This is a genomic window from Saccharothrix longispora, assembly GCF_031455225.1.
GTDB lineage: Bacteria > Actinomycetota > Actinomycetes > Mycobacteriales > Pseudonocardiaceae > Actinosynnema > Actinosynnema longispora.
Window position 1 is genome coordinate 3,348,105 of the sequence record NZ_JAVDSG010000001.1, and the last position, 21,154, is coordinate 3,369,258.

A 21,154-nucleotide genomic window follows, 5' to 3' on the forward strand; every position below is an offset into this window, starting at 1 on the left:
TCTGGAGCGCGACCCGCGTGGAATGGATTCCACGCGGTCGTGAAATAAAACGGGACCAGCGCCGCGGTTGCGAAGCCACCACTTGTGGAAGTAGCCTGCGAACAGGTGGCGAAAATGTCGGGAGGGCATTCTCTCCGTCTCCGGGGGTATTCATGCGCATTGTTGCTTTCGTCCTGCTGTCAGCCCTGCTCTTTCCCGTTCCCGTCGCGGCCACCACGTCGAACACCTGGTTGGCGCAGCGGTTGTCCCATTCGGTGAGCACCCGTGACGCCATGGCCTCGGTGCGTGCCTTCGACGCCGCGGCCCGGGCCGGAGGTGGCAACCGGGCACCGGGTTCACCCGGTTTCCAGATGTCCCGGGAACACCTGGAAGGCGTTCTCGAACGCGCCGGCTACCGGGTGACCACGCAATCCGTTCCTTATCGCGAGTTCACCGTCGACACCGAATCCCTGATCACCTCGGCCGGTGCCCGGGTGCGGGTCCTCATGGCCCAGTACGCGCCGTCGACACGGGTGGAGGGCTCCATCGCCCGCGTGACCGCGTCCGGGTGCGCCCCCGCCGACTACCCGCCGGGCACCGCCATCGCGGTCGCGCCCAGCGGTGCCTGCACGACCGCGGCGAAGACGATCGCGGCCTCGGAAGCCGGTGTGCGCGCCCTGCTGGTCTACGACCCGTCGCCGGTGGCCGACTCGGTGATCCGCCGCCAGGCCACCGGGGCCGTGCTACCGGTGGCGTTCGTCAGCCGGCGCGACGGGGAGTCGTTGTCCGGCAGCGGTGTCCTGGAGCTGAGCGGGCGGTCCTCCGACGCCACCACCGTCAACGTGTTCGCCGAAACCGCCGGGGGTCGGGCGGACCACGTCGTCATGGCGGGCGCCCACCTGGACAGCGGCGAGGACGGGCCGGGCATCAACGACAACGCCACCAGCGTCTCGGCGCTGGTGGAGACCGCCGTGCGGCTCGCACCGCACCAGCACCGCGTCGAGAACCGGGTGCGCTTCGCGTTCTGGGGCGCGGAGGAGCTGATCAACGTCGGCTCCACCCACTACGTCGCCACCCGCACGCCGGAGGAGCTGGCCGCGATCCGGCTCTACCTGAACTGGGAGCTGATCGCCTCGCCGAACTTCGTGCGGTTCGTGGTGGACGGCGACGACAGCGACCACCCGGACGTCGGCGCGCCCGCGGGGCCGCCCGGCTCCGGCGTGGTGGAGGCCGTGCTGACCCGGGGGTACCGCGTGCAGGGCCTGCCGTTCCGCACCGCCGACCTCGGCGACATCCGCTCCGACCAGGAGCCGTTCGCCCGCGCCGGCGTGCCGGTGGGCGGCGCGTTCGGCGGGGTTCGGGGCATCAAGACCGCCGACGAGGCCGCCGTGTTCGGCGGCGTCGCCGGTCAGCCCTACGACCCCTGTTACCACCAGCCGTGCGACGACCTGTCCAACGTGCACGTCCGCGCGTTGGGCGAGGCGATGCGCGCCATGGCCTGGGCCGTGGGGCGTTTCGCCGTGGACGACGACCTCGACGGGTGAGAGGAGGTGTCCCCGATGGACTACCCCCACTAGGTGAACCGTGACGCGGTGGGGTGCGGGCGACCGCGCCCCACCGACCCGAGAGGAGAACGGTGAGCAGCATCTTCGCCCCGCTGTCGGACGCCATGCTCGCCGACCCGCACGCCGTGTACGCGCGCCTGCGGGCCGAGGACCCGGTGCACCGGCACGAGCAGCTGGCCGCCTGGGTGCTCACCCGGCACGACGACTGCACCCGCGTCCTCAAGGACACCGGCGCCTTCGGCTCGGACCCGAGGGCACTGGGGAAGCCGATCCCCGAGCAGGTGCTCAGCGTGCAGACCCTCGACCCGCCCGAGCACACCGCCGTGCGGCACCGGTTCGTCGACGCGGTCCGCCGCCAGGAGGTCGCGGGCTGGGCCGACGCCGTGCGGCGGGCGGCGGAGGAGCTGGTCGGCCGGCTCGACGGCGTGGTCGACCTCGTGACGGAGGTGGCCGAACCGCTCGCGCTGCGGGCGGTCTGCGCCCTCTACGGCGTGCCCGTGCCGCACGACCACGAACAGCTGCGGTCGGCCTCGCGCACGCTGGTGCTCGGCATGGACTCCGGCCTGGCCCCCGAGCGCCGGGCGCCCTCGCTGGCCGCCCGGGACGCGTTGAACGCGATGATCGACCGGTGGCGTGCCGCGGCCCGACCGGACGGCGTGCTGGCCGCGGTGCCGCCCGACGAGCGGGTGCTGCGCAACTCGCTGCGCGCGGTGTTCGACGCCGGCTACTCGACCACGGCCAACCTGCTCGGCAACGCGGTGGCGTGGCTGGTCGGGGACGGCCCGTGCCGAGGCGCGGACCTGGCGGCGCTGGACGGCCGCGGCGCCGAGGAGCTGATCCGGCTCGCCGGACCGGTGCAGGTCGTCAGCAGGCACTGCAAGGCGGACGTCGAGCTGCGCGGGCGGCGCCTGGCGCGGGGTGACGTGGTGGTGGTCGTGCTGGCCGGGGCCAACCGCGACCCCGAGGTCTTCCCCGACCCCGACACCGCGGACTTCACCCGCAACCCCAACCCGCACCTGGGGTTGGGCCGGGGCACGCACTCCTGCTTCGGCGGCCACCTGGGCAGGCAGGTGCTGCTGGCGCTGCTGCACGCGCTGGGCGGGGTGACGCGCCTCGAACCCGCCGGCGTCCCGGTGCGACGGCCGACCGCCACCCAGCGGGGGCTGGACCACCTGCCGGTGCGCGTGGTCCGGTGAGCGGGTAGGACCTGTGCGATCCCGCGGTCTTCCCGGTCACCATGAGACCCGGGTCGGGGGAACATCGGACCGCGGTCCGATTTCCGCGCCGCCCGCCCGGTTTATCGTTGCGGTCATGCCGGAACGGAGAGCGCGGGACGTCGGCCAGTCCCGCATCGAGATCGCGTACGAGCGCCTGGGCGACCCCGGCACCCCGCCCGTCCTGCTGGTCATGGGCGCGGGCGCGCAGCTGGTCGACTGGCCGGACGGGTTCTGCCGGGAACTGGTGGATCGCGGTGTCCAGGTGGTCCGGTTCGACAACCGCGACGCCGGTCGGTCGACGCACTTCCCCGACGCGCCCGTGCCGGACTTCGCGGCGGCCCTGGCCGGCGACCTGTCGACGGCGTCCTACGCGTTGTCGGACATGGCGGCGGACGCCGTCGGGCTGCTCGACGTGCTCGGGTGGGGCGGGGCGCACGTCGTCGGGGCGTCGTTGGGAGGGATGATCGCGCAGGTCCTGGCGATCGAGCACCCCGGGCGGGTGCGGTCGTTGACGTCGATGATGTCGACCACCGGCGAGCCTGGTGTGGGTGAAGCCGACTTCTCTCTGTTCGCCGAACTGGGCCCGCCGCCGCCGGAGCGGGAGGCGTTCGTCGAGTGGCGGGTGCGGACCACGCGGATCACCGCGTCACCGGTCTTCACGTTCGACGAGGCCGAGGTCGCCGAGCGCGCCGGGGTCGTCCACGATCGGGGGTACGACGCCCTGGGCGCCCAGCGACAAGGGCTCGCGGCCGTGGCCACGGGCGACCGCACCGCACGGCTGCGATCGCTCGATGTGCCCGCGCTGGTCGTCCACGGCACCGCCGACCGCGTGATCGACCTCGGAGGCGGACATGCCACGGCGGACGCCGTTCCCGACGCGGATTTGTTGCTGGTGAACGGCATGGGCCACAACCTGCCTCGGGAACTGTGGTCCGAACTCGCCGAGCGCGTCGTCAGGCTGGTGGAACGCGCCGAAGCGGCCTCGGCCCGGCACCCTGCCGACAGCCGCGACGGGCGGTGAGCACCTGCCCGCGGGCGCTTCGCACCGACGCCGGTCAACGGGCGTGCCAGTCGACGACGGGTGGCGCGGGTATCCCCCAGGGGTGCCTCGCGGGCTCGGCGGGCTGGTGCGGGGACGCGGGTGCGCGGGATCGCGCCGGATGCGCCACCACCTCCGCGTCCCGTCCCACCGAGGACCCGGTACAGCACGGCGACAGGCTACGCCGTGGTGCGGGTGAGTTCCAGGACCGGAATGGTGCGGATACCGGCGGTCTTCTGCGCGTACTCGGCGAAGCCGGGATAGCGGCGGGCCTGTTCGTCATACCGCTGGTCGCGCTCGACACCGGTGACCTCCCGGACGACCACGGGGTAGGTGTCGGTGCCGCGTTCGACGGTGGCGCGGCCCGCCGTGGTGAGGTTGTAGTACCAGTCCGGGTTCTCCGGTGCCCCCGCCTTGGAGGCGAAGACGTAGATGACCTCGTCGTCGGTGTCGTGCGGCAGGTACATCATGGGGGTGAGCAGTTCACGTCCGCTCTTGCGACCCCGGTGGTGGACCAACACCATGGGAGCGCCGGCGAACGGGCCGCCGACGTGCCCCTCGTTCGCCCTGAACTCCTCGATGACCTTGGCATTCCAGTCGCTCATGTCCGCACCCTCGTCCTGTCGGGTCGTGATCGTGCGTGCCGATTGTCCGTGCGGCCCGGTGTCGCGGAACGGGCCGGTTCAGACCCAGTCCGCGTCGATCCCACGGGCACGCAGCATCTCCAGCGCCTCCTCGTTACCCGTGTAGAGCAGCGTCATCGACTTCAGGTTGGGGAAGTGCCGCAGGTCGGCGAACTCGTCGACGTCGAACAGGTCGTCCTCGCCGTCCCAGTTCGGCGCGATCTGGAGGTAGACCTCGTTGCCGCCGTCCATCCCGATCTCGGTGATCTTCTCCGCGAGCTCGACGGGGACCTCGAGCGCCTCGAAGTAGGCCAGGGCCTCGGGCACCGCCTCGACGCTCCCGTGGTCGTAGGTGAAGCCCTGCTCGGCGGCGTACTCGCGCAGGTCGAACCTCGGCAGGAGGTCCTGGTCGTACATCAGCTCCTGGACGACGGCGAGCTTGAAGTTGGCGTCGGCGAACGGGATCGACTGGCTCATACCCGAACCATATAGGCGGGCCATGACACCGCCATCCGGAAGTCCTCCCGTTCTCGCCCCACCCGGCGGTCCGGGTGGGGCCCTGCTCCATTACCGCGGCCAGGAGGTCCTCGGCGGTGGTGATGTCGAACTCGTCGGCGAGGCGGTCGCGGGCCGGCGTTCCAGCGCGTCGTCGCCATGCGGATGTCGCGCAGGCGGACAGCGGATCACGTCCGCCGCTGACGTGCACGACCTGCTGCGCTCCGGGTTCGATTTCGGGCCGTACCGCGGGCCAACGCCGCGGCGCTGTGGGATGTGCCGAGTGGCGAGACCGGTGACGTGCGCATTCGCCGGATCGACTCGGAGAAGAGCAGGCGACTGCCGGGCGATGACGAGTTCGCCGCTCTCGTCCGAGTCGTGCGGCGCGTCGATGTCGTGCACCGGGAATTGCCGTGCACCGGGAATTGAGGGAGGAACTCGGCAGTAATCGCGGTGCGGTGTCCGCCATCGACTCGTGACCTGCCCACGAGTCGATGGCGAGCGAGCGCCGGCACAGCGGTGCCCACGTCGCCCTCGGCCCGCACGACGAGACCCGTACCGCTTGGCGGGAAGCGCTGGCCCCCACCGGCAACACGGCCCCACGCCGACGTCGGGATCGATCCGGATCGTCGACCACCCTCTCGGAGCACCCGTTCCGCCGCACGGGTGGCACCGTTGTTCCGAGCGACGTGTCGGACGTGATCACCGGACCGCACAAAGCGGCCACAGGCATTCCCGGCAGGAATCGATTACACCCATCAGGTGGCCGGCGCGTCCGCGACGCGGATTCCGCTTCCGCGCGGACCACGTCCACCGACTCGCCAACGGCGGACAAGTGGCGGCGGCGTCGAAATTCTCCCGTATGGTGTTCCCGGTCGAGGCGTCGTGTCCGACGAACGGGGGAAGATGAGGTCTGTCCCCCGGTCAGCCCCGCGTACTGGTCGGAGGGCCGGTGCGGCTCCCGGGACGGTTCCGGTTCGATATCCGAAGGGATTCGTGGATGAACGGGATGAAAGCACTCGTGCGCATCGCCACCGCCTGTCTGGTGGCCTCGGCGGTGCTGTCCGGCGCGGCGCCGGCCGCCAACGCGGATGCGGACGCCGGGCAGGTCTGCCTGGTCAACGAAGTGGTGTCCTTCAGCCAACCGGTGACGAACACGCCGCAGACGGTCACGGTCACGGTCCAGGGGCAGTTGTTCAACTGCACCAGCGGTTCCGTCGCCACCGGCTCCTACACCGAGACGGCCGCACTGCCGAACTACAGCTGCACGCAGCTGTTCTACCAGGGCAGCGGAACGCGGGTCTTCACCTGGACCGATCCGACCGCCGCGCCCAGCGCGTATTCCTACAACAGGACCTCCAGCCGGGTGGGCGCCAACATCGTCATCCTGCTGCTGGGGTCGATCACGGGCGGCACGTTCGCCACCGAACCGGCCAAGATGGAGCTCACCGGGCTCAACCCCGACCCGATCAGCTGCGCGACCACGGGGATCTCCCAGTTGACGCTGCTGGGCGTCCTGACCGTGGGTCTCTGACCATGGGCCTCCGACCGCGGTTCGTCACGGACTCCGGCCCGACGACTTCCACCGGCTCGACCAGTCCTTCCCGGCGTCCACGATCCCGAGGTGGACGAAGGCTCGGAGCCGTGTCGGCCGCTGCCGCTTGACGGCCGCCGGTGGGGGTGCCCGGCCGCTCCCGGGCCTCGCCGCCCGGTGCGCGGCGAGGCCCGGTTCGTCACGTCGCGGGGAGGATCTCGACGTACCCGTCGGTTCCGTTCACGCGAATCCGCTGCCCGTCCCGGATCGAGCGCGTCGCGTGCTCCACCCCGACGACGGCCGGCAGGCCGTACTCCCGCGCGATCACCGCGCCGTGGGTCATCAGTCCCCCGACCTCCGTCACCAGGCCCGTGATCGCGACGAACAGGGGCGACCAACCGGGGTCGGTGTGGGCCGTGACCAGGATGTCGCCCGGTTCGAGATCGGCCTCCGCCACGTCCAGGACGACACGGGCGCGCCCTTCGACCGTCCCGGCGGACACCGGGAGGCCGACCAGCGCACCGGCCGGCAGGTCGTCGCGTCGGTAAGCCCCGGCGACGGCCTCGCCATCGGACGTGAGCACGCGGGGTGGGGTGAGCGCCTGGTACGACCTGAACGCCTCCTCGCGCCGACGGACGAGCTCGTCGTCGACCCGGTTCGTGCGCACGACGTCGTGGAACTCCTCGAACCTCAGGAAGAAGACGTCCTCCTCCCGACGCAGCACGCCGGCCCGCACCAGGCGCCCGGCCTCGGCCAGCAAGGCCCGCTTGTACACGAAGTAGCGACTGACCATGAAGTACTTGGGGTACTCCCGCCACCCGGTGAACGTCCGGACGCGGTCGATCACCCGCTTGGTCTCCTCGGCCTTCCGCTGCCCGTCCGGCAGGGCTCGCAGGCGCTCCAGCAGGTCCTGCTCCTTCTTCCACGCCTCCTGTCGCCCTTGTTCGAAGCGGCGTCCGGCGGCGCCCGGCTCGAAGTTCCCGACGTTGGTCAGGATCACGGGCAGGAGCGCGGTGGGGCGTTCGCCCCACCGCGGCCTCGTGATGTCGATCTCGCCGACGCAGCGCATGCCGTACCTGTCGAGGTAGGCCCGGATGGCGTCCCGTGCTTCCCGCCCGCCCGCGAGGCCGACGAGCTCGTCGAGGAAGCCGTCGTCGTCGACACCGCGCAGGAAGTCGACGACTTCGGGGTGCGGGCGGATCACGTCCGCGACGTCGAGGAGCGACAGCCCCATCTCCGAGGTGACGTTGTGGGGGACGGACTGCGTGAGCACGTCGGCCGCGTTCTTCTCGCCCAGCCAGTCGAGCAGTCGTTCGTTGAGCCACCACGTCGCCTGCATCGCCGCCGTGATCACCCGGGTGCTCAGCGGGTCGAACAGCGTTCTCCGCAGCTCCTGGAGGTCCGCCAGGATGAAGTCGAGCAGTTCCGGTCCGGACTTCGTCCGGATGTCGCGTTCCACCGCGGCGACGGACGCCTCGCCGCGCCCGATCAGCTCGGTGACGACGGCCGGGTCGGTCTCGATCGTGGTCGGCGCGGCACCGGGGATCGACTCGGCGGGAGCGTCGTCCGGGAGTGAGGGGACGAAGCCGTCGCGTTCGAGGACGGTCCGCAGCGCGTCCCCGATCAGCGGGTCGGACTTCCCCACGACCTCCAGGAAGCCGGCGCGGCTCGTGGGCGACGCCAGCAGCCGGGTGACGTCGGCGAACAGCCTGCCACCCGCCTCGGCCATGGGGCGGGGCGTCGTCAGCTGCCACAGGGACAGCCCCAGTGGCTTCATGGCGTCGGTCATCATCTGCTGGTGACCGACGGAGACGTAGACGTGGTTCTCCCCGTCGTCGGTCTCGGGGATGGGGAACAGCGTGGTGATCGGCCGGCTCTGGACGACCTGGAAGTCGTCGTCGACCAGGCACCACTCGATGTCCTGGGGGCGACCGAAGTGCGCTTCGATCCGTCGGCCGAGCCGCACGAGCCGCACGACCTGCGCGTCCGTCAGTGCCGGCTGGTCCTGCCGCGCGGGCTCGATCGCCTGTTCCCGCGTCCCGCCGTCCGGTGAGGCGCGGAGGGCGAGTTCCTTGGTGGCGACCGCCTTGGCGATGACCTCGTCGTCGCGCACCCGGTAGGCGTCGGCGTTCACCAGGCCGGAGACCAGGGCTTCGCCGAGGCCGAAGCCGGCCTCCACGGTGGCGACCTTCCGGTTGGAGGTGACGGGGTCGGCCGTGAACAGGACACCGGCCGCGTGCGGGAAGACCATCCGCTGCACGACCACGGCCATGCGGACCTCGCGGTGGTCGAAGCCGTTGCGCAGCCGGTAGGTCACCGCCCGCTCGGTGAACAGCGAGGCCCAGCACCGGCTGACGTGCCGGAGGACCGCCGCCGGTCCCAGGACGTTCAGGTACGTGTCCTGCTGGCCCGCGAAGGAGGCCCCGGCCAGGTCCTCCGCCGTCGCGCTGGAGCGGACGGCGCAGGCGACTCCCCCGCCGAGCCGGGCGGACGCGCCGCTGATCGCCGCCGCCACGTCGTCGGGGACGGCGATCCCCTCGACGAACCGCCGGACCTCCGCGCTGCGCGAGCGGATCTCCTCCCGGTCGTCCGGGTCCAGGCGCGACAGCCGGTCCAGCCGATCGCCCATCGACGGCGCGTCCTCCACGACCCGCCGGAAGGCGTCGGTCGTCACGCAGAACCCGGCCGGCACGCGGATGCCTTCGATCCGCGAGAGTTCTCCCAGGTGCGCGGCCTTGCCGCCGACCACGGCGACCCGCGTCCGGTCGACCTCCCGGAGATCGAGCACGTAGCTACTCACCCATTCACCTTTCCCCCTCGCCCGTCGGGCGTCGGTGGCAGATTCTGCGGCCCGCCCCGGGTCTTGCGGCAAGACCCCCCGTGCGCTATATGTTGACAATGGCAAGAGGTGTCGGACACCTTTGCCTTTCTTTTGCCTTCTTCCTCGCGAGCGCGGTAGTCCGTTCGAGGGTCGGCACAACCACTCGTTGCCCCTGGCCGCCATGACCGTTGTTCGATCCGGTGTCCACCGATCGCTTCGATGACAGCGGTCGACTTCCGTCGACCACGGTCGTGTCGACGGGTGTCGTTCGACGACTGCGCTCCCAGCGCGCCATTGCGAGGAATTCCCATGCCCGCTCAAGAACGTCTCCACGTCCGCACAGCGGAGTTCGCCGTGGTGGCCGAGCGAATCGAGCACTTCGAGGAGCACGTCTTCGTCAACCAGGGCTGCGCCTTCCTGGGCCAGGGCGGCATCCACCCGGGCAACGGCGTCCTGATCGGACGCGGTGCCGTGGTCGGCGCCGGAGCCACCGTCACCAAGGAAGTCCCCCGACACGCTGGTGACCGGACCGGTCGCGGTCGCGCGCGAGCACTGGAACGGCTGAACCCGAAAGCCGGGGCGGACGGGGCCGGCCACGTCGCCCGGGGCGCGGCGGCGTCCGCCGCGCCCTTCGGCGGCCACGCCGGGGATCGGCGACAACCGGCAATCCTCACAGTGGTGTGTGAACGACATCAAAATGGGTAGGCGTCCGACATCACCCGCCAGGGTGAAGACGGGGATGGTTCGCCAGTGGTGTCAGTGGAGTCGGTAGCGGTCGGTGACATCCAGGTCGTCCGGGTCACCGGAGAAATCGACCTGGCCACCGGGGACCTGGTGTGGTCGGAACTCCTGCTCTGGCTCGACGACGCGGGATCGGCCCTCGTGGCGGACCTGACCGGCGTGACCTTCATGGCGGCCGCCGGCGTGCACCTGTTGCTGGACGTGGCCCACAACGCCGGACACCGCGGCGTCCGGTTCGTCCTGGTCGCCGGCGACAACACCGCGCTGTCCACGCTCTACCTCACCGGCGTGGACTCCGCGATCCCCGTGCACCCCGATCTCGACCACGCGATCGCGGTGCTCCGGCAGGCCGCCGTGCACCCGGTGCGCGCACCGGCCGACACCGCCGAGCACCGGAGAGGTCCGCACCGGCACCGGGGGCGCGCGGGCTGACACCCACGTTCCGGCGGGCGCGGCCGACCCCGCCGGCAACGGGCAGAATCCGCACGTCACCGCCGGGGTGACCGGTGCGGTTGAGGAGCGACGATGACGCGACCGGGCGAACCGCGACGGGAACCGCTGATCACCGCGGCGGTGCTGTGGGCGTCGGGAGCCGCTTGGTACCTGGTGTCGGAGGCCGTCGCGGCGTCCGCCTTCCCGGGCTACAGCTACGCGCACGACTACATCAGCGACCTCGGCACCGTGCGACGGGACCCCCTCGACACGCACCTGCCCGACTCGCCCCTGGCGGAGGTCATGAACCTCGGCTTCCTGCACCAGGGCGTGTTCTTCCTGCTCGGTGCGGTCTTCGTCGCCCGGGCGCTGCCCGGCGGCCGTGGCCGTCCGGCCTTTCTCGCACTGGCGGTCGCGCACGCGGTCGGCAACGCCCTGGTCGCCACCTTCCACAGCGGTCGACAGGTGGCGGGTGTCGTCGCGGCGCTCCACCCCACCGGAGCGGTGATGGCGATCCTCGGCGGCAACCTGGCGACCGTCGCCGCGGCCCTCCTGCTCCGACGGCACGCCACGGCCCGCTCGGTCCGCATCGCCGGCTTCGCGTTGGGCGCCACCGGCATCGCCTCACTGCTGGGGCTGGGGGTCAACACCGTCTCCGGGGCGGCCGTGCTGTTCGACGACGGCACCTGGGAGCGGGGCTCCGTCTACGCGATCACCGCCTGGCAACTCGTCGCCGCGACGGCCGTCTTCACCGCCAGGTGCACCCGGACGGACGAGACTGCCGCGGGGTAGGCGGGCGGGTCGTCGCCACGAGCCCGTCGCCGACGAGCGGAAGACCTGTTCGACCCAGTTCAGGTGGAGCGCCGGCGGGTACCCCGGAGGTGGACACTCTCCGACATCGCGGGCGTGAAGGCCCGCTCACCAGAGTTGGACCGGCATCCCGAGGTGACGCCTTGGCCGACCAGACCCGAATAAATTTCATGTCCGAGTTGCCCGACCGGACGCGCCGCCCCCCGGCGGGGGCCCAGGCGCCCGCCCGGGGATCACGCGCCGGGTGGGCGATGATAGCCGTGTTCGTCGTGGCCTCGGTGGTGCTGCTGCTGGTCGCCGCCCTGGTGCTCGCCCCGTTCGCGTTCACCGACCCCGACGTGCTCGACGGCCCCTTGCCGACGCTGCCGCTGCTGGCCCTGCTGATCGTGCCCCTGTCCGTGGCGGCGCTGACCGCGATCGCCGGCACCGCGCTGGTGGGCACCGGCCCGAGGGCCGGGCGCACGCGCCGCGAACTGTCGCTGCGCTGGGACCCCAAGGCCGTCAAGAAGGGCATCGCGCTGGGACTCGGCGGCCTGCTCCTCGCACTACCCGCCGCAGCGCTGTGGACCGCCTGGAACGGCGACGAGCGGACCTCCTCCGCCGTGGGCGAGGAGTTCACCGACAGACTGCTCTCCCCCGGCACCGCCCTCGTCGCGTTCGCGGCCCTGTGGCTGCTCGCCCCCTTGGCCGAGGAGGTCCTCTTCCGCGGCGTGCTCTGGAGAGCGCTGGAGCACTGGCGCTGGAACCGCTGGCTCATCTTCACCGCCACCACCGCGCTCTTCGCCGTCGCCCACCTGGAACTGCTGCGCACCCCCCTGCTGCTCCTGCTGTCGACCCCCATCGGCCTGGCACGGGTGTTCACCGGAAATCTGCTCGCCTGCGTGGTGGCCCACCAGGTCAACAACTTCCTCCCCGCGACAGCGCTCCTGCTCACCACCACCGGCGTGTGGTGACCCGCCCGGGAACCGCTCGCGGCTCCCGTCGACGCGGTCGGGGCGGGCGCGTCCGGTGGCCGGCCGTCGGGCGGCGGCGCTATGGTGGATCGGTGAGTGGCAGCTGAGAACTCGGGTGTGAACGACCCGCGCCGTGGTGGATCGGCGCAGGTTCGCGCCGCCTTCACGGCGCTTCCTCCTCCACGCGCTGTCCGCGCGTTCCCGAGATCCGGGGTCCCTTCCCCATGTCTTCCCCCATTCGGGGATGGTCGCGCGCCCGAAATCGGCCGGTCGCGTTGGCCGGTCCCGATTCCCTCGCGTTGTCGCAGTTCCTCATCGCGGTCGACGACCAGCCCGGCGGCGCGAGCGGCATCGCCCTGTGCGCCGGGGTCGGCTTCTCCACGCTGCCGGCACCGGGCACCGACCCGTTCCTGCTCTCCCACGGACTGGCACTCGTCCCCGGCACAGGTCCTGGGGTTCCCGCATCCGGGACCTGAGCACGTCGAACTCGCACCCCGGCGCGTCCGGGTCGAAGCCGTGCTCGATCAGCCAGTGCGACGCCACCAGGCTGCGCGGTGACCACCAGCCGCGGATCACGTCCCGGTCCGCGCCGGGGCCGTAGCCGGCGAGCAGGTCGTCCAGGCGTTCCTCGTGCCCGAGCGTCACGGTGGCGAGGTCGGACATGGCGTCGCCGGGGGTCGCCTCGGACCAGTCGATGACGCCGGTGACCTCGTCGCCGTCCACGAACACGTGGGTGATCTGCAGGTCGCCGTGGATGAACACCGGTTTCCACGGCCGGAGCGCGGCCTGCGCGATCTCGCGGTTGCGCCGGACCACCTCGGCGGGCAGGACGGCGTTGGCGAGCAGCCACGCGCACTCGCTGTCGAGCTCCGCCGCCACGTCGTCGAGCCCGCGCCCCGGCCACGGCGGCAACGGCGCGTCGTGCAGCCCCCGCACGGCGGCACCCACCGCGGCCCACGCCGCCGGCGAGGCGGCCGACGGTTCGCCGAGGACGCCGAGCGCCGTGCCGGGCACGGCGGCGATCGCGAGCACGGGCGGCTCGTGCCAGAGGACCGCCGGGGTCGGTACGGGCGCGAGGGCCATCGCCCGCACCTCGACGTCGGCGTGCGCCGGGCCGACGTCGACCTTCAGGAACACCTCGCCGACGCGCAGCGTCGCGCGCTGCCTGTGGGCGACGACGACCTCGACCTCTTCCACACCCGCCATCCTGGCGCGGACGGCCGCTCGCGTCGCCGGATTTCGCGGGCGGCGGTGGCGGGCGTCGCCGGCCCCCGGCCCGTGCTCGCGAGGCGCGAGCACGGGCCTGTCCACCTCGGCGAGCCGGTTCAGCCGCGCAGGCTCCACCGCTGGTTGGCGCCGCCGCCGCACGACCACAGGATGATCCTGGTCCCGTTCGCGGTGGCGGCGCCGTTGGCGTCCAGGCACAGCCCGGACTGCACTCCCCTGATGGTGCCGTCGGCGTTGACGTTCCACTGCTGGTTGGTCTGCCCGTTGCAGTCCCAGACCACCACCGCGGTGCCGTTCGCGGTGCCCTGGTTGTCGGCGTCGAGGCACTTCGTCCCGGACACCTGCAACTGCTTGCCCGAGGTGTGGGTGAAGCGCTGGTTGACGCCGCCGTGGCAGTCCCACAGCTGCGCCTGGCTGCCGTTCGTCGCGGCTGCGCCGGGGATGTCGACGCACCGGCCGGACTGACCGCCGACGATGGTGACGCCCTGCTGGCCGCCGCCCTGTCTCCGGACGATCGACTTCGACTCGGGCGACCGGTTCCCCTGTGCGTCCACGACGTAGAGCCGGTAGTCACCGGACGCGGACGGCACGTCGATGGTCGTCGCGGTGCCGCTCGCCCTGGTCATCGTCGGGCCGACGGCGAAGGCGGTCGTGCCCGCGGGGGCCAACCAGACCGCCTTGGTGGCGTCTCCGGCGCTCCGGACGGGGATCGGCGGACTCCCGGCACCGACGAACGTGCCGGCCGGCAGGACGTGGTCCGGCAGGGAGGGGTCGCCCCGCGGGACGACGTCCCGGTACGGAGCCTCCGGGCCGGAGTTCACGGCGATGGCGTAGGCCGCCGCCGGCCACACGTAGTCGGCGTAGACGAGGATGTCCTGGATGGTGCTGTTCGGCAGGGTCTTCTGGGAGACCTTGTTGATCGGCCCGTAGGTCTGCGTGATGCTCAGGTCGTGCTTGCGCCCGAAGTCGTCGGAGTTGACGAGCCACGTGACGTTCTTGTCCACGCTCAGGACGTTGTCGCGGAAGGTGATGTGGGCCGAGCCCTCGTCGGGGTGGAGCCCGTACTTGTGACCGGCCGGGACGCCTTGCAGGTAGTTGCCGGTGATCGTGGTTCCCGGCTGGCTGCCCAGCGTGTAGATGGGCGCCGTGTCGCCGAGGCGCTGCACCGTGTCGATGATGTGGTTGTGGCTGACGGTGTTGTTCTTCGCCGTGGTGGTCGGCCGGCCGGGGACGATCGAGCCCGCCGATCCGTCGAAGTTCCACCACCCCCAGCCGAGCGTGATGCCCGACCACGGGCTCTTCTCGATGCGGTTGTGCCGCACCGCGAGGCCGTCGACGAAGTACGCCGAGATGGGGCTGTGCCCGTTGAACAGCACGGCGCTGTCGTAGAGGTGGTTGTTCCCGATCTCGATGTTCCTGGGCAGCCCCTCGACCCGGGCGGAGTACTTCTCGCCGTTGGTCGCCGTGTGGTCGCCGATGTAGACGTGCTGGGGGTGGCCCACGGTGATGGCGGACCCGGCGATGTCGTTGGTGCGGTTGCCAATCAACCGCGTGTCCTGCACGTCGTTGACCATGTTGATGCCGTCGGCACCGGTGTGCTGGACCCGGTTGCGCTCCAAGTGGATGCCGTCGGCGTTCTCCACCTGGATGATGCCCGGCGCGACGTCGACGTTGCGGTAGTGGTAGACGTGGAAGTTGCCCTTCACGTACTGGGTGTTGCCGAGGTTGCCCTGCTGGGCCTGCTTGAACGAGGACCCGGCCACGGTGAACAGGTTCCAGTCGGAGTGCTGCACCGTGAGGCCGGAGAACGTGATGTTCCGGACGTGGTCGGTCGTCGAGGTGCCGGCGATCCGGAGCACGGTGGACACGTTGTTCGGCGCGTGGACCGTCGCCGTCGCCATGTTCTCGGAGTCGCCCTTGTAGTAGTACAGCGTCTTGCCGGTCTTGTCGAAGTAGAACTCGCCCGGTGAGTCGAGGAACTCGTAGGCGTTCATGAACTTGTGGCTCCCGCCGACCTGGTGGTTGCCGTTGAACGCGCCCTGGGCGATGGCCGCGCCCGGTTGGTGGAAGAGGGCCACGCGGTTGGCGCCGTCACCGCTCGTGGTGACCTGGCGGACTCCCGCGATGGCGGTCGTCCAGGTCGTCGCCGTCTCGATCTCGATGTCGTCCGGGTTGCGGGAGATGGCGGGGAGGTCGCCCGGGGCGTACTTGGCGCCGTCGCACTGCGAGCCCGATTCCCGCGCCCAGGGGGCCTGCCCGGCGTTGACGGTGTACGTGCCGTGACACCCTTGCGAGTTCACCGTCTTGGCGGCCATGAACGCGCGCTTGTCGTTGACGTAGAGCGTCCGCAGCTTGTTGGCGCGGTCGAGCGGAGCCTTCCAGATGTTCCCGCCGTGCTGCGTCCACCCGGTCACCCGCACGCCGCCGCTCAGCACCGGCGTCTCGTCCTGGTACGCGGCGTACACGACCCGGTGCCCGTTGGTGCCCGAGTCGCCCGGCGTGAAATCCACGGTGCCGCCCACCGGGTAGTCGCCGCCCCGGAGGTACACGTGGATGTCGCCGGACATGTTCGCGTTCACCGTGCGGACGACGTCACGCGCGCGCCGCAGGGTCCTGAACGGCGCGGTGAGCGTCCCCGGGGCGGCGTCGTCGCCGTCGGGGGCGACGTAGTACGTCGCCTGGGTGGCGGCCGAGGCCCGGAAGCCGTTCCCGGAGGTCGGCAGCAGCACGGCGGACACGAACACCGCGATCGCCGCCAACGACCTCACGGCGGTATTGGCTGGTTCCACCTTCTTGCCCCTTCGGCTCGGTTCCGATCGGATGTGCTCGCCGCGCGCACCGCCGCCGCGCGCCTGGTGCGCCGGTGGGCGCCTCTTCCGACGGAGCGGGTGCGCCGGCGAGAGCCGCCACGCGCGCTCGGAGGTGTCGGAGCGGCGCTCTCCTGCCGATCGGCCGGGTCCAGCCCTCATGGCTCTCCACTTCGCTGTGGCAACCGGGTGACACCTGCGGCGATCCGGACGGGACCGCCCTGTGCGGACGAGCGGCACCGGTCCCGGACTCCGTCGTGGCCGCGACGACGGCGGTCCGACGGCAGGCGCGGCGGCGCTCGCCGGACGGGATCGAGTCCCACCCCGTGACGACGCGACCCGGTGTCATCCTCATGGAACTACGGCCGACCAAGACCGGTCAACGCTAAATGTGAGCGCTAACTTTGAGCAGTTCGACGACGCGGAGCGGCCTGGCCCTCCCGGCTGGACAAGACGAGCATTGCCGATGCCCACGGCGGTGATCGCCGCGTTCCGGCGCGCTTCCGCCCCCTCGCCGCCGGGCCTGGATGTTAGCGCTAACGCCAAGCGGGCCCGGCTGGCGGCGGTCATGTGGCCGCGGTGGCGGACGCGCCCACCGGGGGTGCGGGGTTCCTCGGCACCGCCGTCGGGACACCCGGTGGGCGCGTGTCCGGTCCTCGGGTCAGGCCGGGGTGCGCAGGGTCCACTGCTGGTTGGACTGCCCGGAACAGGCCCACAGGGCCAGCCTCGTGCCGTTGGCGGTGCCGTGCCCGACCGCGTCCAGGCACAGGCCGGACTGCGCGTTGGTGATCGTGCCGTCGGCGTTGGCGTTCCACCGCTGGTTGGTGCCGCCGTGGCAGTCCCAGATCACCACCTGCGTGCCGTTGACCGTGCCGCGACCGTAGGCGTCCAGGCACTTGGTGCCGTGGACGACGAGTTGCCCGGCGGAGTCGTGCGTCCACGTCTGGTTGGGCCCGCCGTGGCAGTCCCACAGCTGGAGCTGCGTGCCGTTGGCGGTCGTCGAGCCCGGCACGTCGAGGCAACGCCCCGATCCCACGCCGACGACCTGCCTGCCCTGCGCGGGAACGGGGTCGCCGATGCTCCCGGGCGTGGCGCGCAGCGCGGCGTACCAGGTCGCGGCCATCTTGTCGTAGCCGGTGGCGGTGGGGTGGACGCCGTCGATCAGGTCGGCCGTCGTCAACGCAGCGTGCATGTCCACCAGGCGCACGCGCTTGCCCGCGTCGACCTTGCTCCGCACCATGCCGGGGATCGTGGCGTTGAAGGCGCGGGCGGCGGCCTCCTGGCCCGGGTTGGCCAGGGGGATGATCGTCGCGACGAGCACGTCGGCGTTCGGGGCGGTCGCGGTGATGCGGTCGACGAGCGCCGACAGCCGGGCGGGGGCGTTCGCCACGTCGCGGTTCTGGAGGATGTCGTTGGTGCCGATGTGCAGCAGCACGGTGCGCGGGGTCGTGTTCCGCAACCAGGTGGCCACGTTCGCGTCGATCTGGTCGATGCGCCAGCCCGGGTGGCCCTGGTGGTCGTGGTCGCCGAGGGAGCCGGGGCCGTTGAACTGCGAGCCGACGAAGTCCACCCGGTAGTTGCCCGACCCGAACCGCTGCCACAGCCCGATCCGGTAACCGCCGGGCACCTGCGTCCCCTCGGTGATGGAGTCGCCCAACGGCATCACCCGGACCCCGCCGTTGGACTCCGCGGCGGCGGGACCGGCCGGCAGCAGCGCGGCGGTGATCAGCGCCGCGACACAGGCGGCGAGTCTGCTGAGGTGTTGTCGCACGTGTGCTCCTCGGGTCGGGCCGCGGTCCGGCAGGTGTGCCGGACCGCGGTCGGGTCACGAACTCGTGGCGGGGGTCGGACGCCCGCTGCCGGCAGTCGCCACCGGCAACGGGGCGAGTGCCATGACGACACGCGTGCGGTCCGATCCGGTCGGTGCGCGGAGGCCGGGGCGTCGGCCTCCGCGCGGTGGGTCAGGTGCGCGGGCTCCACTGCTGGTTCGTGCCGCCGTGGCACGACCAGAGTTGGACCAGGGTGCCGTTCGCGGTGCCGTTACCGGCGGCGTCGAGGCACAGCCCGGACTGCACGCCGGTGATGGTGCCGTCGGCGTTCACGTTCCACTGCTGGTTCGTGCCGCCGTGGCAGTCCCAGGTGATCGCCGCGGTGCCGTTCGCGGTCCCGTTCCCGCTGGCGTCCAGGCACTTGCCGCCACCCACCACCAGCTGCTTGCCCGGCGTGTGGGTCCACCGCTGGTTGGTGCCGCCGGCGCAGTCCCACAACCGGGCCCGCGCGCCGCTGGCGCTGCCGTTGGCGATCTCGACGCAGCGTCCCGACTGGGTTCCCACGAGCATGGCGTTCTGCGGGCCGGTGCCGCCCCCCGGCCCGGCGTCGGCCATCACGGCCTGGGCGCCGGCCGGCCAGTTGCCGTTGGCGACGACGACGTTGCCCGACACGACGTTGCCCCGGTCGCCGTTGGTGATGTTCGTGCTGCTGTTGGTCGACCAGTTGCCGGTGACGGTCCAGTTGCCCATGTTCTCGCCACCCCAGTAGTTGGCCGTCGCCCACGTGCCGGTGTCGGCGAAGACGTTGCCCGTGGCGGAGTAGTACTTCGAGCCCTCGTCGAAGTAGAGCCCGAAGTGGCCGTTGGTCCGTCGGCAGTGGTTCCCGCTGATCGAGGCGCGGGGGTTCCACGCGAGCGTGTAGATGCACCCGCCGTCGTTCATCTGCTGCATGACGTCGTGGATGTGGTTGCCGATCAGCCGGTTGTCGGACGCCGTGGTGGGGGTCGTGTAGCGCGGCTGGTGGTTGTAGAGGCCGCGGTTGGCGTAGTGGTTGCTGCCGCCGGCGTCGTTGGCGCCCCAGCCGTACCCGATCGACATGCCGGAGTAGGGCATGTTGTAGACCTCGTTGTGGGCGACGGTGGCGGTGCTGACGTAGGTGTTCAGGACCGAGACGTTGCCCCGGTAGTCGACGCCCAGGTCGTGGATGCGGTTGTGGCTCACGGTGATGTTCCGGTTGACCATCCGCTGGTCGCCGGGGTGGTGGGCGTCGGCGCGCACGCCGCCGACCACGACGCCCCCGGCCGAGCTGCGGGCGATCTCGGACCGGGTGACCGTGATGTCGCCCGCGCCCAGGCCCACGCCGCTGGAGTGGGCGTTGGCGTCGTTGCCGATGCCGATGGCGGTCTGCCCGAGGTTGAGGAACCGCGACTCGGCGAACGTGATGTGGTGGGCGGCGGACACCTGCACGGCGGCGGGCATCTGGGACCAGTGCGGCCGTGCGGCCTCGAACTGGGGGCAGCCGTTCTGGCACGAGGTGATCCGGTCCGCGGGCCAGTTCCAGTTGCCCGCCAGGTAGGCGCCGGTCTGCTGGTCGGCGTACCCCTGGTTGCCGCTGGGGCCCAGCCAGCTGGTGCCGGTGAACGTGATCCCGCTGAACGAGATGTGGTGCGCCGGGGCGTCGTAGGTGCCCCCGACGCTCACCAGCGACTGCAACACCGGCAGCTCGACGCCGGCGGTGGTCATGTCCTGGCCTGCTCGCGGGATGTAGGACAGCGCCCCTGTCGCCGGGTCGAGGTACCACTCCCCCGGCGAGTCCAGGAATTCGTAGGCGTTGGCCAGGTAGAGGGGCCCCGCCCGGTGGGGGGCGGCGAGCGTGTCGTACCCGAAGGTGTTGTTGTTCCACGCGGGTTGCTGCATCGTGAGGAAGTTGCCGCTGATGCTCTGCACCGGCGAGTACCGGTCGGTGAACGAGTTGACGCTCTCCACCTCGACCCGGTTCTGGTCGGCGAGGTCGTTCAGGTAGCCGAGCGCGGTGGTGGAGAACCTCATGCCGGTGCCGGTGAAGGCGAAGTCGGCCCGGTTCACCTGCGTGCGCGCTCGCGTCGCGATCGCCCCGTCGACGTACAGCTGCCGGGAGTCGATCCCGGCGGGGACGGTCGCCCGCCAGATGTTCCTCCCGGCGTCGACGACCGACCAGCCGGTGACGGCCCGGGCGCCGGTGATGACGGGGCGCGCGGATGGGGCCGCCTGCCACAGCACGCGGTGGCCGTTGTTGCCGGAGTCCGCCGCGGTCAGCCGCAGCGGCGCGGACAGCCGGTACGCGCCGTCTGCCAGCTGCACGACGATGTCACCGGACATGGCGGCGTTCTGCGACCGCACCGCTGCCTGGGCGGCGGGCAGCGAGCACGGCTGGGCGGCGGAGCACGCGGTGCCGGTGCCGGTGGGGGACGCGTGGAGGGTCGTGGTCGCGGCGTGGGCGGGTGGGGCGAGCGCGACCACCGCCGTCGCGGCGATCAGCACCGCGGCGAAACCGGCCGAGGCCGGCTTTCGCACCGCGGAGGACGAGGACGTGGACAAGGGGACCTCCTGGCGTCGGGGGTGTGCTGCGCGGCGGCCGGTCGGGGTGGCGGCGGGCACTTCGTGGCACCCGGCGGAAGCGGTGCCCAACGGGAAAGCGGCGGCTAACGGGAAAGCGGCGGCCGACCGGGAAGCGGTGGCTCGTCCACCGGGCGCGGCACGGCGGCGCCGGGGCCCAGGTGCCACACCTCGACCATCGGCTCCCAGCGGGAGTCGGAGTCGGGGGTGGTCGGCGACTCCTGGCACGGGTCGGTCAGGGCCCACCAGCGCTGCGACTCCGGATCGGCCGCGACCCGGGCCTGGTCGGCCTCGTGGTCCTCGCCGGTGTACTCGTAGTAGCCGAAGAGCAGGTCGCCGTGCAGGAAGATGCTGAAGTTGCGGATGTTGGCGTCGAGCAGCACGCGCTTGACGGACGGCCAGACCGCGGCGTGCAACCGGAGGTAGTCGTCGCGCCGCTCGGGGCGCAACCGGGTGACGATCCCATAGCGTCGCAAGCGGTTCACGCAGGACTCCCGGAGGTCGTCGCGGATGGCGTTCCCGCGAGGAGGTGCGATCGGCTCGACAT

At 71.6% G+C, this 21,154-nt stretch carries 16 protein-coding genes; 8 read left to right on the plus strand and 8 right to left on the minus strand.

All coding sequences use genetic code 11. The annotated features are described in order from the left end of the window. The first annotated feature begins 152 nt into the window (after positions 1-152). The 3 genes from J2S66_RS13700 to J2S66_RS13710 all read left to right on the plus strand — a co-directional run bounded on the left by J2S66_RS13700 (position 153) and on the right by J2S66_RS13710 (position 3,782). Complete coding sequence (locus tag J2S66_RS13700) at positions 153-1,523, plus strand: M28 family peptidase (RefSeq protein ID WP_310307385.1); 1,371 nt, start codon at positions 153-155, stop codon at positions 1,521-1,523. 92 nt (positions 1,524-1,615) lie between these two features. After that, positions 1,616-2,740 (plus strand): cytochrome P450, encoded by a 1,125-nt coding sequence (locus tag J2S66_RS13705; RefSeq protein ID WP_310307386.1) that lies wholly within the window; start codon positions 1,616-1,618, stop codon positions 2,738-2,740. 115 nt (positions 2,741-2,855) lie between these two features. Continuing rightward, positions 2,856-3,782 (plus strand): alpha/beta fold hydrolase, encoded by a 927-nt coding sequence (locus J2S66_RS13710; protein WP_310307387.1) that lies wholly within the window; start codon positions 2,856-2,858, stop codon positions 3,780-3,782. A 197-nt stretch (positions 3,783-3,979) separates the two neighbouring features. Here the strand turns inward: J2S66_RS13710 and J2S66_RS13715 are convergent, their stop codons facing one another. Further along, on the minus strand, positions 3,980-4,405 hold the full coding sequence (locus J2S66_RS13715) for a nitroreductase family deazaflavin-dependent oxidoreductase (RefSeq protein WP_310307388.1): 426 nt from the start codon (positions 4,403-4,405) through the stop codon (positions 3,980-3,982). Between the two features lie 78 nt (positions 4,406-4,483). Next, entirely contained in the window at positions 4,484-4,900 is a 417-nt protein-coding gene (locus tag J2S66_RS13720; protein ID WP_310307389.1) for a DUF6892 domain-containing protein, read from the minus strand. Positions 4,901-5,927: 1,027 nt separating this feature from the next. Between J2S66_RS13720 and J2S66_RS13725 the strand changes: the two genes are divergently transcribed. Then, the gene (locus J2S66_RS13725; protein WP_310307390.1) at positions 5,928-6,452 is read left to right on the plus strand and encodes a hypothetical protein; all 525 of its coding nucleotides are present in this window, start codon (positions 5,928-5,930) and stop codon (positions 6,450-6,452) included. Between the two features lie 199 nt (positions 6,453-6,651). Here the strand turns inward: J2S66_RS13725 and rph are convergent, their stop codons facing one another. Then, complete coding sequence (rph, locus tag J2S66_RS13730; RefSeq protein WP_310307391.1) at positions 6,652-9,252, minus strand: rifamycin-inactivating phosphotransferase; 2,601 nt, start codon at positions 9,250-9,252, stop codon at positions 6,652-6,654. A gap of 330 nt (positions 9,253-9,582) precedes the next feature. Here rph and J2S66_RS13735 point away from each other — a divergent pair, with 330 nt between their 5' ends. The 4 genes from J2S66_RS13735 to J2S66_RS13750 all read left to right on the plus strand — a co-directional run bounded on the left by J2S66_RS13735 (position 9,583) and on the right by J2S66_RS13750 (position 12,209). Then, on the plus strand, positions 9,583-9,978 hold the full coding sequence (locus J2S66_RS13735; RefSeq protein ID WP_310307392.1) for a hypothetical protein: 396 nt from the start codon (positions 9,583-9,585) through the stop codon (positions 9,976-9,978). A gap of 54 nt (positions 9,979-10,032) precedes the next feature. Beyond that, positions 10,033-10,446, plus strand: coding sequence for an STAS domain-containing protein (locus J2S66_RS13740; RefSeq protein ID WP_310307393.1), 414 nt, complete (start codon positions 10,033-10,035; stop codon positions 10,444-10,446). Between the two features lie 93 nt (positions 10,447-10,539). Next, positions 10,540-11,238 carry a DUF998 domain-containing protein gene (locus J2S66_RS13745; RefSeq protein ID WP_310307394.1) on the plus strand — a complete coding sequence of 233 codons (699 nt, stop codon included), beginning with the start codon at positions 10,540-10,542 and terminating at the stop codon, positions 11,236-11,238. Positions 11,239-11,507: 269 nt separating this feature from the next. Beyond that, positions 11,508-12,209, plus strand: coding sequence for a CPBP family intramembrane glutamic endopeptidase (locus J2S66_RS13750; protein ID WP_310307395.1), 702 nt, complete (start codon positions 11,508-11,510; stop codon positions 12,207-12,209). A gap of 312 nt (positions 12,210-12,521) precedes the next feature. Here J2S66_RS13750 and J2S66_RS13755 read toward each other — a convergent pair whose 3' ends face one another. The 5 genes from J2S66_RS13755 to J2S66_RS13775 all read right to left on the minus strand — a co-directional run bounded on the left by J2S66_RS13755 (position 12,522) and on the right by J2S66_RS13775 (position 21,092). Further along, positions 12,522-13,406, minus strand: a complete 885-nt coding sequence (locus tag J2S66_RS13755) for a phosphotransferase family protein (protein WP_310307396.1) — start codon at positions 13,404-13,406, stop codon at positions 12,522-12,524. Positions 13,407-13,534: 128 nt separating this feature from the next. Then, entirely contained in the window at positions 13,535-16,225 is a 2,691-nt protein-coding gene (locus tag J2S66_RS13760; protein WP_310307397.1) for an RICIN domain-containing protein, read from the minus strand. 679 nt (positions 16,226-16,904) lie between these two features. Next, the gene (locus J2S66_RS13765) at positions 16,905-18,014 is read right to left on the minus strand and encodes a ricin-type beta-trefoil lectin domain protein (protein WP_310307398.1); all 1,110 of its coding nucleotides are present in this window, start codon (positions 18,012-18,014) and stop codon (positions 16,905-16,907) included. 190 nt (positions 18,015-18,204) lie between these two features. Continuing rightward, positions 18,205-20,589 carry an RICIN domain-containing protein gene (locus tag J2S66_RS13770; RefSeq protein WP_310307399.1) on the minus strand — a complete coding sequence of 795 codons (2,385 nt, stop codon included), beginning with the start codon at positions 20,587-20,589 and terminating at the stop codon, positions 18,205-18,207. A gap of 104 nt (positions 20,590-20,693) precedes the next feature. Beyond that, positions 20,694-21,092, minus strand: a complete 399-nt coding sequence (locus J2S66_RS13775; RefSeq protein WP_310307400.1) for an L-rhamnose mutarotase — start codon at positions 21,090-21,092, stop codon at positions 20,694-20,696. Between the last annotated feature and the right edge of the window lie 62 nt (positions 21,093-21,154).